Genomic DNA, 13,092 nt, shown 5'->3' with positions numbered 1-13,092 from the left:
TTTATGAACTATTTATGGGATAAACGATTTTTAGGAATTATAGTAACTATTGTTATATCTACATTTTCTCTTTACTTAGTTACTTTTTTAATTAACAAAAATATATCTTTGATAGCTTTAAGCACTATAATTATCACTAGAACTGTTTTTTCATTTTTACTTTTTGATGATTATAAACTTTCTTGGTCAAAAGCATCTACAAAAACAGGTTTGATGAAAATTTTACTTGCATTGATAAGTTTTATAATTTATATGCCTATCCTATATTATTTTTATCATATTTCTTTCAACCTTTTATTTATCGATTTGATTTTTTATACATTTATAATAAATATTTTAGTTTACGTGTACAAATATTATCACTCAATTGGAAAAAACAAAAAAACAAAAAACTTAGTAATATATGGAGCAGGAAAAGCTGGACTTCAACTTCAAAGAGAGTTTTTAAGTAGCGAATACAAACTTATTTGTTTTATAGATGATGATGAAATTTTACATCACAGAAGTATTGATGGTATTTCTATATATTCAAAAGAAAAATATTGTAGTTTATTTGAAAATCAAAAATTTGATTTGATGATTATTGCTATGCCATCAGCTTCTCAAGAACAAATAAAAATAATTTATGAATTTATGCAAGATAAATTTGAAAAAATAAAAATTTTGCCTTCGATGAATAATATTCTAAAAAAAGAAGAATTCACAAAACAACTTAAAGATATTGGAGTTGAAGATTTACTAGCACGTTATCCAAAAGATTTGGATAAAAAACAAATAGAAAACTTTATAAAAGATAAAATAGTTTTAATTACAGGTGCAGGTGGAAGTATAGGAAGTGAAATATCAAGACAGTGTAAAACATATGGAGCAAAACAACTAATACTTTTAGATCATAGTGAATTTAATCTTTATTCGATTTTAGAAGAATTAAAAGGTGAAAATGTAGTTCCTATTATGCAAAGTGTGAGAGATATAAAAGCTTTAGAAAGTTCTTTTGAAAAGTATAAACCACAAATAGTTATTCATGCAGCAGCTTATAAACACGTACCTTTAGTTGAATACAATATCTTAGAAGGTATTACAAATAATATAATTGGAACAAAAAATTGTATAGATTTATCTATAAAATATGGTGCTCAAAAATTTGTTCTTATATCAACAGATAAAGCAGTTCGTCCAACAAATATTATGGGAACAACAAAACGAATTTGTGAACTTTATGCTCAAAATGTAGAGTCAAAAAATACAGAAATTGTAGCAGTTAGATTTGGAAATGTTTTAGGAAGTAGTGGAAGTGTTATTCCAAAATTTAAATCTCAAATTGAACAAGGTAAAAATATCACGGTAACTCATCCAGAAATTACAAGATATTTTATGCTTATTCCTGAAGCTTGTGAACTTGTGCTTCAAGCTGCAAGTATTGGAAATGGTGGAGAGATATTCATTCTTGATATGGGAGAACCAATTAAGATCGTGGATTTAGCTAAGAAAATGATTGAACTAAGTGGTAGAAGTGATATAAATATAGAGTTTTGTGGATTAAGACTTGGTGAAAAGTTGTATGAAGAATTATTAATAAATGATAGTGATCAAAAAACAAAATATGAGTCAATCACAGTTGCAAATTCTACGAAGTTTGATATAAATGAACTAAATAAAAAAATAGAAGAGTTGTTAATTTGTGAAGATAAAGTAGCAAAATTAAAAGAGATTGTTCCAGAATTTGAGCATAGGCTAAATAACTAATAAATATTTAATATAATATAAATTATAATCAATATCATTAATAATATATTGAGGATTAGTTATGAAGCCTGCTTTTTCTTTACTTGAATTGATTTTTGCCATAGTTGTTTTAGGAATTATAGTATCTGTAGCAGTTCCAAAGTTTTTAGATACTAGAGATAGTGCTTTAGTATCGACTATAAAAAGAGATGTAAATACAGCTATAAATTCTATACAAAGTTACTATCTACTAAATCAAAAAATAGAAAAACTAACAGATGCTATGGAAATAAGTGATTCAAACTGGAAAGTAGAAGATTTAAAATTAACTGATAAAAACTCTTGTTTAACTATTGAAGTAAAAACATCTTCAAATGAAACAAAAAACATCGAATTAGTTGTTGATTCTACAAAAGAGACAACAATATGCAAAAAATTAAGGGATGCAGGATTAGTTTCTAAAAGTGTAGAGTTATATTAGATTTTATTCTTCTTTTCTAACTCTTAAAAATGAAGCGAATTTTGGTTTGTTATTTTTTGTTAAACCATAATATTTAAAAGTTACAATATCTCCAATTTTTGGTGGATTTTCTCTATCTTTATTTGTAAAACCATTTCCTAAATTGAAAGTTATTCCATCTTTTTGTTTTATAACTAAACTTTTAAATTTTCCATTTTTATAGTTGTGAGAAATCACAACTCCTTCTTCATCAAAAAAAGTTTTTACTTTGAGTATATTTGAGTTTCGTCCTTCTTGATACTCTAAAAACGGATTTTTTACCATAACTCCTTCAGCTTTTTTTTCTAGCATTTGATTTAAAAATTTGTTTAAATGCTCTTTATCTTTACAAACTATTTGAGGAATAATTTTAATAAAATTATTTGGATTTATTTTTAGCCAATCTTCTAATTTTTTTAGTCTGGTGTCAAAATCACCTTTTGTATTAGGAACTTCAAAAATATTATAAGTTATTTGTTCCCAAGCTTTTGAAGGTTTTGTATTTAAAACTATACTTTGAATATTTTCAAAGTCATTTATTTTTGTATAAAGTTCACCATCTAGTTCAAACGGTGGAAGATTTTGTATAAACCAACTTGGCGCATAAATTTTATTACCATTTTTGCTTAAGAGTTCTTTACCATTCCAGTAAGCTCTTATTCCATCTAATTTTTCACTCATATACCAGTTATTTATATTGTCTTTTTTTTCATCATAAATATTTGCTTTTTGTAGTTCAAAAGAAAATCCATAAATTGTAAGAAAAAAATATAATAAAAGTTTCATAATTAAACCACCAAATAAATTTATTATATTTTTAATATTCTTAAAAAACATCATAAAACCCTAATAAATATTTGGTTAAAATAAATCGCTTTTCACAAATATTATATAAGGACTTACTTTGAGTGAAAAAATTGTGTTAGATGAAAATAGCAAAAATACATTACTTGATAGCATAAGAACTATAAATGATTATCCAAAACCTGGAATTATTTTCAAAGATATCACTACTTTATTGAATAATAAAAATGCATTTAATCTTTTAATGGACCATTTAGAAGAAAGATACAAATCATACAATTTAGACTATATTGCAGGAGTTGAAGCAAGAGGTTTTTTCTTTGCTTCGGCACTTGCTAGTAGATTGAAAATTGGTTTTGTTCCAGTTAGAAAAAAAGGAAAATTACCAAGTACAACAATATGTGAGAAATATGAATTAGAGTATGGTTTTAGTGAAGTTGAACTTCATCTTGATGCTTTTAATAATGAAAAGAATGTAAATGTTTTATTGATTGATGATATTATTGTTAGTGGTGGTACAGCTTATGCCGCTGCTAATTTAATAAAAAAATTGAATGTAAATTTAGTTGAATCATGTTTTTTAATGAATATTGCTATTTTAGATGGTGCAAAAAAATTAAGTGAAATATCACCAGTTTATTGTGTATTAGAAATTTGAAAAAAGAAGAAAAAAAATGAGTAATTATATCCCAAAACCTAGTGTTTTTGACCCAGATGAAAAAGGGCAGTTTGGTATTTTTGGTGGACAATATGTTCCTGAAACTTTAATGCCAATTTTAAAAGAATTAGAAAATGAGTATAAAAAATATAGGTTTGATAAAGAGTTTTGGGCAGAAGTAAATGCTTTATTAAAAGATTATGTAGGTAGAGAAAATCCATTATATTTTGCTTCAAATATAAGTAAAGAACTTGATGCAAAAGTTTATTTAAAAAGAGAAGATTTAAACCATACAGGTGCTCATAAGGTAAATAATGTTATTGCTCAAGGTTTGTTAGCAAAAAGAATGGGAAAAACAAAAGTCATTGCAGAAACAGGAGCTGGACAACATGGAGTTGCAACAGCAACAATTGCTGCACTTATGGGTTTAGAATGTACTGTTTTTATGGGTGCAAAAGATGTTGAAAGACAAGAGTTAAATGTATTTAGAATGAAACTTTTAGGTGCAAAAGTAATAGCAGTTGAAAGTGGAAGTAAAACTTTAAAAGATGCTATGAATGATGCAATAAGATATTGGGTTACAAATGCACGAGATACTTTTTACATAATTGGTACAGTTGCAGGTCCTCATCCATATCCTATGATGGTGAGAGATTTTCAAGCTGTTATTGGTTATGAATCAAGAAAACAGATTTTAGAAAAAGAGGGCAAACTTCCTGATTATGTTGTTGCATGTATTGGTGGAGGTTCAAATGCTATTGGTATGTTTTCTCATTTTTTAGAAGATAAGGATGTAACTTGTGTTGGAATAGAAGCAGGAGGACTTGGTCTTGATACAGATAAACATGGATGTTCTTTAGAAAAAGGAAGTCCTGGAGTTCTTCATGGACAATGCTCATATTTACTTCAAGATGAAGATGGACAAATTTTGGAAGCTCATAGTATAAGTGCAGGTTTAGATTATCCAGGAATTGGTCCAGAACATTCTTTTCACAAGGATAATAAAAGTGTGAAATATGATTCAATAACAGATAAAGAAGCAATAGATGCATTTGTGTGGTTAAGTAGAAGTGAAGGAATTATTCCCGCATTTGAATCATCTCATGCAATTGCATATTTAAAAAAAGCAAAAGATAAAATAAAAGGGAAAACAGTTATTGTGTGTTTATCGGGTAGGGGAGATAAAGATATGGTTCAAGCAAAAAGTTTGCTGAATTTCAATTAAAAAAAGGAATATTTTGTATGAAAGAGCTCTTTAAAAAAATCCAACCCTACTCAGGAAAAATATTTGCAATATTTTTAGTATTATTTATATCTTTTCTAATATATAGCTTATCTCAAGCTCCAGTTGAAGGGATTGATGAGAAATTCAAATATTTACTTGAAAAGCATGGATATATAATACTTTTTGTTTGGGGAATGCTTGAGGGTGAAGCTGGGCTTGTTATGGCAGGATTATTAGCTCATAAAGAGATGATGAATTTGTATTTGGCTATATTTGTTGCAGGTCTTGGTGGCTTTGCAGGTGATCAAGTATATTTTTACATAGGAAGATTTAATAAAGAGTCTGTTCATAGAAAATTTAGAGGGCAAAGAAGAAAATTTGCATTTGCTCACCTTTTATTAAAAAGACATGGTTGGCCTATTATTTTTATTCAAAGATATATGTATGGAATGAGAACAATAATTCCAATTTCAATAGGATTAACAAGATATGATGCTAGAAAGTTTGCCTTTATAAATCTAATCTCAGCTTGGTGTTGGGCTGCTCTTACGATAGTACCTGTTTGGTATTTTGGAGAACAAATTATGATTGTATTACATTGGGCAAAACAGCATTGGTATATGGCAATTCCTATTGCAGCAGTAGTTGGAGGAAGTATTGTTTACTATTTTCATAAAGCAACACAAAAAGTTGAAAAAAGGATGAGAAATGAAAATTAATATTGTTGAAATAAATAAAAAAAAGAGTTTTGATACAGAAATAATTTTTGTAAAAGATATTGAAACTTTAAAAGAAGATAAAGAACTTTTAGAAATTTTAGAGTTTAAAGCAAAAGATGAAAGTTGTGTATTATTAGCTGAATCAAAAAAAATATATGTTGGATATGAAGAATCTTCATATGATAGTTTAGCAATTGCAACAGCAACAGCAGTTAAAAAATTAAAATCAACAAAATTTAAAAGTGCAAAAGTAATTTTAGATAGATGTTTAGAAGATAATTTCAAAGCTTTAGTTGAAGGAGCACTTTTAGGTCAATATACATTTGATGAATACAAAAGTGAAAAAGAGACAAAAAAAATTGAATTAAGTTTTATTGTTGAAAATAAAAATTCTAAATTAGAAGATATTTTAAAAGAATCAACAATAATTTCAAAAGCAGTAAATAAAGCAAGAGATATGGTAAATAGTGCTCCAGCAGATTTTTATCCACAAATTATGGCACAAATGGCAGAAAAATTAGCGCAAGATGTAGCTATATCTTGTGAAGTTTTTGGTGAAAAATTTTTAGAAAAAAATAAAATGATGGCAATGCATAGTGTAGGAAGAGCCTCAGTTCACGAATCAAAACTTATTCACTTAACATATAAACCCAAAAAACCTAAACATAAAGTAGTACTTGTTGGTAAAGGTTTAACTTATGATTCAGGTGGTTTATCTTTAAAACCAAGTGATTTTATGGTTACAATGAAAGCAGATAAATCAGGAGCTTGTGCAGTATTAGCAACCATTTGGGCTATTGCTAAACTTGAACTTCCTATTGAAGTTCATGCTATTTTAGGTGCTGTTGAAAATATGATTGGTGGAAATGCCTATAAACCAGATGATATACTTAAAGCTAAAAATGGTAAAACAATAGAAGTAAGAAATACTGATGCTGAAGGAAGACTTGTTCTTGCTGATTGTTTATGTTATGCTCAAGATGAAATCAAAAATATTGATTATATATTTGATTATGCAACTTTAACAGGAGCTTGTGTTGTTGGAGTTGGCGAATATACAACTGGAGTTATGGGAAATTGTGAAACTTTAAAAAGAAAAGCTGTTTCTAGTGCTTTAGATGCAGGAGAATATGCAACTGCACTTGATTTTAATAGATATTTGAAAAAATGTATAAAATCAGAAATTGCAGATATTTGTAATGTTGCAAATACTAGATATGGTGGAGCAATAACAGCTGGAATGTTTTTAGATAACTTTATATATGAAGAAAATAAAAATAAATGGATACATTTTGATATAGCAGGTCCTGCATATGTTGAAAAAGCTTGGGGATATAATCCTTATGGAGCAAGTGGTGCAGGTGTTAGAACAACTATAAAACTTTTACAAGAGCTATTATAAAAAGGAAGATTATAATCTTCCTTTTTAATTTATTTGATAGTCTATTGGAATAGTAACATTCCAAACACTTTTTTTCAATTCTTCTGGAATTTCATCGAAATTGCTTATTTTAATTAGAAGTTCAATAGAAGCTTCATCAAGTTTTTCAAACGAAGATTTACCTAAAACTTTAACATTTTTAATTTCACCATTTTTCAAAATATCAAAATTAACATGAACTTTTCCTGTTTGATTTAATCTTTTTGCAGCCTTTGGATAGACTTTATTCTTTTCAACAGTAGCTCTTACTTTTGCTAAGTATTTTGCTTCTATACTATCAATTTGATTTTGGTTGATAGTTGGAGCTGATACTTGTTCTGTTGGTTGAATATTTGCAACTTCTTTAACATCTTCATGTTTTTTTTCTACAATTTTTTCAATAGGCTTTTCATGATGTTTCTTATGATGTTCTTTATGTTCTTTTTTTGGTTTATCATGTTTCTTTTTTATTGGAGTTGGTTTTTCTACTATTGGCTCAGGTTCAGGCTCTGGCGGTGTTGGTTCTGGTTCACTAACTGGCTGAGGCTCAACGATTGATACACTATTTAATGATATTTTTGTAACTACTTCCTCTTTTGCTGGTGGTGTAACAAAAATATCAGCAAATACAAATAATAGAAAAAAAGCTGCAATAGAATAAATACCACTTGTAATAAAAAAAGAGTTTAAATATCTTTTCATCTTCTTATCACTTTTTTGTTACTATTGATACATTAGAATATTGATTCTTTTTTAGCATATCAAGTACTTGTACGAATGATTCGAATCTCGTATTTTTATCTGTGTTTATGTGAATTGGTGTCTCTTTAGTTTTTTGTAAAATTTCACTTTCAATACTTTCTAAAGTAGCAACTCTATCTTCAATCATTAATTGACCATCTTCTTGAATTACAAGTATTACCTCTTTATCAGGTTTTAAATTATCTGCATTTGAAGCATTTGGTAATGAAATTGGAATAATACCTCTTGTAATAAAAGTTGAAGTTAATAAAACTATAGCTAAAAGTACAAGTAATACATCAATGAATGGAATAACATTTATTGAATCATATTTCTTCAGCTTCATATAAACTCTCCGTAACTTCTACATATCTACTTAATATATTATAAAATACCATAGAAATAATTGCAACAACAAGACCAACAGCAGTTGCTTTTAATGCTAATGCTAAAGATTCCATAATTTTTGCAGCTTCTATGTCACCATTTCCCATATTCATAAACGTAAGCATAATTGCTAAAACAGTTCCAAGTAAACCAATATATGGTGAATTAGAAGCAATAGTTCCAATAATTGTTAAGTGTTTTGTTAATGCAATGTCTAAGTGTTTTTTGTTTTTATAAGATTTTATATCTATATTTCTATAAAAAATGATTCTTTCAACAAAAAATAAAACAGCTATAAAACTCATAATTACAAGTAGAACGATAACTCCATAATCAACTAAATGTTGTAACGTTTCAATATTTTCCATATGCGTCCTTAAAAAAATTTGTGTTATTATACTACTATAGTGATAATAATTATCTTAATTGTAAGAAAAAATTAAAAATTTGTTAAATAATCATTAAAAGAGATTATGTAAAATTTCACCAGTAAATCTTCACTAATTAAAATACAAGGAAAACAATTTGCGTAAAATCATAGTATGTTCTCTTTTTTTTAGTTTATCTTTTGCAGATAATTTAGACCTTTTGCAAAAAGATAAAAAAGAATCAAGAGAGCTTGAAAAACAATATATAGAGTCAAGTTATGAAAGCTTGAAAAATGATTGGATAGGTTCGATAGATTTTAGTTCAGGGCTATCTCAAACTCACTCTTTTTCAGATGAAAGTGATAAAAATAAAAGTAATAAATTTGGAAAATCTGCATCAATAGGATTTACACAAAGTATTTATGAATCTGGTGGAATAGAGTTCACAATTCAATATGCAAAAGATAAATTAAAATACGATTTATTATCTTGGGAAAATCAAAATTCTCAAATCTTACAATCTATATATGATACTTTATTAGAAATATCTAAATTGAAATTTCAAATCATTCAAGGTAAATATCAACTTGAAAATAAAGATATAGAGCTAATTATAAAAAAAATACAATATGAAGCTGGTAAAACTGATATTGTGGAGTTAAATAATGCAGTTATGAGTAAAAATACTCAAATAAAAAGTAATATAGCTTTAGAAAACTCTTTAAAAGATAAAGAGTTTGAATTATCAAAATATACAGATTTAAAATATGATGAGATTGAAATATTGGATTTTAATAATGTCTCAAAAGAGGATTTTATAAATCAAAACTTAGATATTTTACAAGAAGATTCAAAAGTTGAAATGTTAAATACAAATTATAAAAAAATAAAAACAAACTATTTACCAAAAGTTGCATTATCTACAAAAGCAAGTTATAGTAATTCAGATGAAAAAGAAAATATTATGATAAGAGATACCAACAAAGATGATGCTCAATCAAGTGCTAGTTTGACTTTAAGTATGCCTTTATATGATTATAATAAATCAAATAAACTTCAAGAAGCAAAATTAAACTATTTAAAACAAAAAAGTAGTGTAAATGATTTAAAAAATGAAGTAGCTTATGATTATGAGCAAATTTTGAATGAAATTGATACTTATGAAAAACAAAATAAAACAATTGCTGAAAATATTAGATTATATGATGATTTAATTGCTGCAAATAAAATATCAAATGAAGCGGGAATGACTTCAGTTTATGATTTAGATATTCTAAGAAATACAAAACAGATAAATGAATATGATTTAATGATAAATGACATTAACATAAAATTACAATATTCAAAATTATATTTTAAAATAAAAGGGTAACATAAAATGCAAAATAAAGATTTATTAGAAGAGTTAGAATCTTTTAGTACTAAAAAAAGAGTAAATAAAAAGCTTATTTATATAGCAATTGCTATTGTTTCATTTATAGTAATAGTTTTATTTTTTATATTTAATGGAAGTGATAAATCAAATAAAGTTGAATATACAACAAAAAAAGTGACACAAGGTGATTTAAGTGTAGTTGTAAGTACAACAGGAAATTTAAATCCAACAAATAGTGTTGAAATAGGAATTGAAGTTTCAGGAACTTTAAAAGAAATTTTTGTTGATTTTAATGATGAAGTAAAAGCTGGACAAATTTTAGCAAAAATCGATACAGTTAAACTTCAATCACAAGTTGATAGTTCAACAGCAGCTTTAGCAATAGCAGTTGCAAATCAAAAAGAGAGCCAAGTAACATTAAATAATAAAAAAACACTTTATGATAGAACATTAAATATGTATAAAAATTCTGGAGGAAAATATCCTTCAAAAAATGAACTAGATGATACAAGATTTTCTTATGAAGCTGCAATAGAGTCTTTAGAAGCTGCAAAAGCAAAAGTTCTTCAATCTCAATCAAATTTAAAAACAGATAAACAAAATCTTGAAAAAGCTTCAGTTAAATCTTCAATTGATGGAATTGTATTAAATAGAGAAGTTGAAGTTGGACAAACTTTAGCAGCAACTATGTCTGCTCCAAAACTATTTACAATAGCAAAAGATTTGACAAATATGGATTTGATTGTAAGTATAGATGAAGCTGATGTTGCTGATATAAAAAAAGATTTACCTGTAACATTTACAGTTGATGCATATGCAAATAGAACATTTAATGGAAAAGTTAAACAAGTAAGACTTAATCCAGTTGATACAAATGGAGTTGTAACTTATGAAACTGTTGTTTCTGTTGATAATGAAGATTTACTTTTAAAACCAGGTATGACAGCAACTGCAAAAATTATTACAAAAGAGAGTAAAAATAAACTTCTTATTCCAAATGGTGCATTAAGATTCAAGCCAAAGATGCAAGAGCAAAAAAATGGTGGTGTAAATTTAGTTGGACCAAATATGAATAGACCTGCAAATGTTGCAAGAGATTTAACTAAAAAAGAGTTATCTCCTATATTTATTTTAGAAAATAATCAACCAAAAAGAGTTATGGTTAAAGTTTTGGATAGTGATGGAAAATTAACATCAATAGAATCTGAGCAACTAAAAGTAGATGATGAGGTAATAATTTCACAAAAGAGTGATGATGGAAAATAGAAAAGTTATCATAGAGTTTAAAAAGATTATAAAAACTTATGGTTCTGGTGATACTCAAACTCATGCTTTAAATGGAGTGGATTTAAAAATATATAAAGGTGAATTTGTAGCAATAATGGGAGCTAGTGGAAGTGGAAAATCTACCTCTATGAATATGATAGGTTGTTTAGATAAACCAACTAGTGGAGAGTATCTATTTAATGGAATAAATGTAGAAAAACTAAATAGAAATCAAATGGCTTTGTTAAGAAGAAATTATTTGGGTTTTGTTTTTCAAGGGTTTAATCTTTTAGGTAGAACTTCTGCTTTAGAAAATGTTGAATTACCTTTAATTTATAGAAAAATTCCAGCAAAAGAAAGAGAAATTTTAGCCACGGAAGCTTTAGATAAAGTAGGACTTGGAAGTGTTATAAAAAATACTCCAGCAGAACTTTCAGGTGGTCAACAACAACGTGTTGCTATAGCAAGAGCAATAGTAACAAATCCTTTAGTTTTACTTGCAGATGAACCAACTGGAAATCTTGATAGTATAAAAAGTATAGAGATTATGAATTTATTAAAACAATTAAATAAAGAATCTGGTATTACAGTTATTATGGTGACGCATGAAGAAGAAATGGCTTCTTATGCAGATAGAATAATATATTTTAGAGATGGGCACATAGAAGATAGTTTAAAAAAAGGATATAAATAATGTTATCAAATGCCTTTTTAATAGCAATCAAAGAAATAAGAAGAAATATTTTACGTTCGATTCTTACAATTTTAGGAATTGTAATTGGAGTTGCTTCAGTTATTGCAATGGTTATGATTGGTGATGGAACAACAGCTAGTGTAAAAGATAGTATTACTAAACTTGGAACTAATATGCTAACTTTAAGAGTCGGGCAAGAAAGAAGAGGAGCTCCAAGAGAAGATAATAGTTCAAAATCTTTTCAAAATGAAGATATAACTGCAATTAAAAATGAGATACAAAATATTAAAGCTGTTGCAGCTGAAAATTCAACAAAAATAAATATAGTTTATGGAAATAAAAGCCATAGTTCTTCTGTTATTGGAACTAGCAATGATTATTTTATAATTAAAGATTGGGCAATAACAGATGGTAGAAATTTTGATGATAGCGAATTAAGTAGTGGAAAATCTTCTTGTATTATAGGAACAACGATTGTAAATCAACTTTTTGGGGATGAAAATCCAATAGGTGCAAGTATCAGACTAAAAAATATGACTTGTAGTGTTATTGGTGTTTTAGCTTCAAAAGGAGCTGCAGCTTTTGGAAATGATCAAGATGAAATAGTTATAGTTCCTTTAAAAATGTATCAAAGAAAAATCAAAGGCGATAAAGATATATCTTCTATTATTATTTCAATAACAGAAGAGAGATATATAGAAAATGCAAAAACAGAAATTACATCTTTAATGCAAGAAAGACGTGCTGTAAAAATAGGTGAACCAGATAATTTTCATATTAGAGATATGAAAGATATATTAGATACTATGACTTCAACTACAAATATGTTAACATATCTTTTGGGTTCAATAGCAGCAATTTCTTTATTAGTTGGTGGAATAGGTATTATGAATATTATGTTGGTTTCTGTAACTGAAAGAACAAGAGAAATAGGAACTAGACTTGCAATTGGAGCTATGGAAAGTGAAGTTTTATTACAATTTTTAGTAGAAGCAGTGGTTTTATCTACTTGGGGTGGAATAATAGGAATATTTTTAGGTTTAGGTGTAGGTTATGCAATTGTAAATATGATGCAATTACCTTTTATATTAAATAATCAAATTATTATAATATCTTTTGTATTTTCAACTTTGATAGGTATTGTTTTTGGTTATTTCCCTGCGAGAAAAGCAGCAAGATTAAATCCAATAGATGCTTTAAGATATGAATAA

At 27.1% G+C, this 13,092-nt stretch carries 14 protein-coding genes; 10 read left to right on the top strand and 4 right to left on the bottom strand.

The genetic code is table 11. The annotated features are described in order from the left end of the window. The first annotated feature begins 3 nt into the window (after positions 1-3). Both pglF and B0175_RS00415 read left to right on the top strand, forming a co-directional pair. A complete protein-coding gene (gene pglF, locus B0175_RS00420; protein ID WP_108526776.1) occupies positions 4-1,746 on the top strand; it encodes a UDP-N-acetylglucosamine 4,6-dehydratase (configuration-retaining) in 1,743 nt (580 codons plus the stop codon). 61 nt (positions 1,747-1,807) lie between these two features. Beyond that, positions 1,808-2,206, top strand: coding sequence for a type II secretion system protein (locus tag B0175_RS00415; protein WP_012012465.1), 399 nt, complete (start codon positions 1,808-1,810; stop codon positions 2,204-2,206). Between the two features lie 3 nt (positions 2,207-2,209). Here the strand turns inward: B0175_RS00415 and B0175_RS00410 are convergent, their stop codons facing one another. After that, on the bottom strand, positions 2,210-3,010 hold the full coding sequence (locus B0175_RS00410; protein WP_228156044.1) for a DNA ligase: 801 nt from the start codon (positions 3,008-3,010) through the stop codon (positions 2,210-2,212). A 118-nt stretch (positions 3,011-3,128) separates the two neighbouring features. On the opposite strand from B0175_RS00410, the gene B0175_RS00405 reads away from it, so the two are divergent. Genes B0175_RS00405 through B0175_RS00390 form a run of 4 tightly spaced genes read left to right on the top strand, consistent with a single transcriptional unit; the run spans position 3,129 to position 7,032 of the window. Next, complete coding sequence (locus B0175_RS00405; RefSeq protein WP_108526774.1) at positions 3,129-3,686, top strand: adenine phosphoribosyltransferase; 558 nt, start codon at positions 3,129-3,131, stop codon at positions 3,684-3,686. A 16-nt stretch (positions 3,687-3,702) separates the two neighbouring features. Further along, complete coding sequence (trpB, locus tag B0175_RS00400; RefSeq protein WP_108526773.1) at positions 3,703-4,911, top strand: tryptophan synthase subunit beta; 1,209 nt, start codon at positions 3,703-3,705, stop codon at positions 4,909-4,911. 17 nt (positions 4,912-4,928) lie between these two features. Beyond that, positions 4,929-5,630: a DedA family protein gene (locus tag B0175_RS00395; protein ID WP_108526772.1), complete on the top strand. Its 702-nt coding sequence runs from the start codon at positions 4,929-4,931 to the stop codon at positions 5,628-5,630. After that, complete coding sequence (locus B0175_RS00390; protein WP_108526771.1) at positions 5,620-7,032, top strand: leucyl aminopeptidase; 1,413 nt, start codon at positions 5,620-5,622, stop codon at positions 7,030-7,032. Before B0175_RS00395 ends, B0175_RS00390 begins: the two co-directional genes overlap by 11 nt. 24 nt (positions 7,033-7,056) lie before the next feature. Here the strand turns inward: B0175_RS00390 and B0175_RS00385 are convergent, their stop codons facing one another. From B0175_RS00385 to exbB, 3 genes are read right to left on the bottom strand one after another with little or no spacing between them, the layout of a single operon-like run. Then, entirely contained in the window at positions 7,057-7,752 is a 696-nt protein-coding gene (locus tag B0175_RS00385; RefSeq protein ID WP_108526770.1) for an energy transducer TonB, read from the bottom strand. Between the two features lie 7 nt (positions 7,753-7,759). Next, a complete protein-coding gene (gene exbD / locus B0175_RS00380; RefSeq protein ID WP_108526769.1) occupies positions 7,760-8,137 on the bottom strand; it encodes a TonB system transport protein ExbD in 378 nt (125 codons plus the stop codon). Next, entirely contained in the window at positions 8,118-8,546 is a 429-nt protein-coding gene (gene exbB / locus B0175_RS00375; protein WP_108526768.1) for a TonB-system energizer ExbB, read from the bottom strand. Before exbB ends, exbD begins: the two co-directional genes overlap by 20 nt. A gap of 157 nt (positions 8,547-8,703) precedes the next feature. On the opposite strand from exbB, the gene B0175_RS00370 reads away from it, so the two are divergent. The 4 genes from B0175_RS00370 to B0175_RS00355 are packed head-to-tail and all read left to right on the top strand — an operon-like array spanning position 8,704 to position 13,092. Next, on the top strand, positions 8,704-9,918 hold the full coding sequence (locus B0175_RS00370) for a TolC family protein (RefSeq protein WP_108526767.1): 1,215 nt from the start codon (positions 8,704-8,706) through the stop codon (positions 9,916-9,918). 6 nt (positions 9,919-9,924) lie between these two features. Further along, entirely contained in the window at positions 9,925-11,187 is a 1,263-nt protein-coding gene (locus B0175_RS00365; RefSeq protein ID WP_108526766.1) for an efflux RND transporter periplasmic adaptor subunit, read from the top strand. After that, complete coding sequence (locus tag B0175_RS00360) at positions 11,177-11,881, top strand: ABC transporter ATP-binding protein (RefSeq protein ID WP_228156043.1); 705 nt, start codon at positions 11,177-11,179, stop codon at positions 11,879-11,881. Before B0175_RS00365 ends, B0175_RS00360 begins: the two co-directional genes overlap by 11 nt. After that, on the top strand, positions 11,881-13,092 hold the full coding sequence (locus B0175_RS00355) for an ABC transporter permease (protein ID WP_108526764.1): 1,212 nt from the start codon (positions 11,881-11,883) through the stop codon (positions 13,090-13,092). The genes B0175_RS00360 and B0175_RS00355 overlap by 1 nt, the downstream gene beginning before the upstream one ends.

The organism is Arcobacter lacus (assembly GCF_003063295.1).
Lineage (GTDB): Bacteria > Campylobacterota > Campylobacteria > Campylobacterales > Arcobacteraceae > Aliarcobacter > Aliarcobacter lacus.
This window is presented reverse-complemented; position numbering and strand designations above follow the sequence as displayed.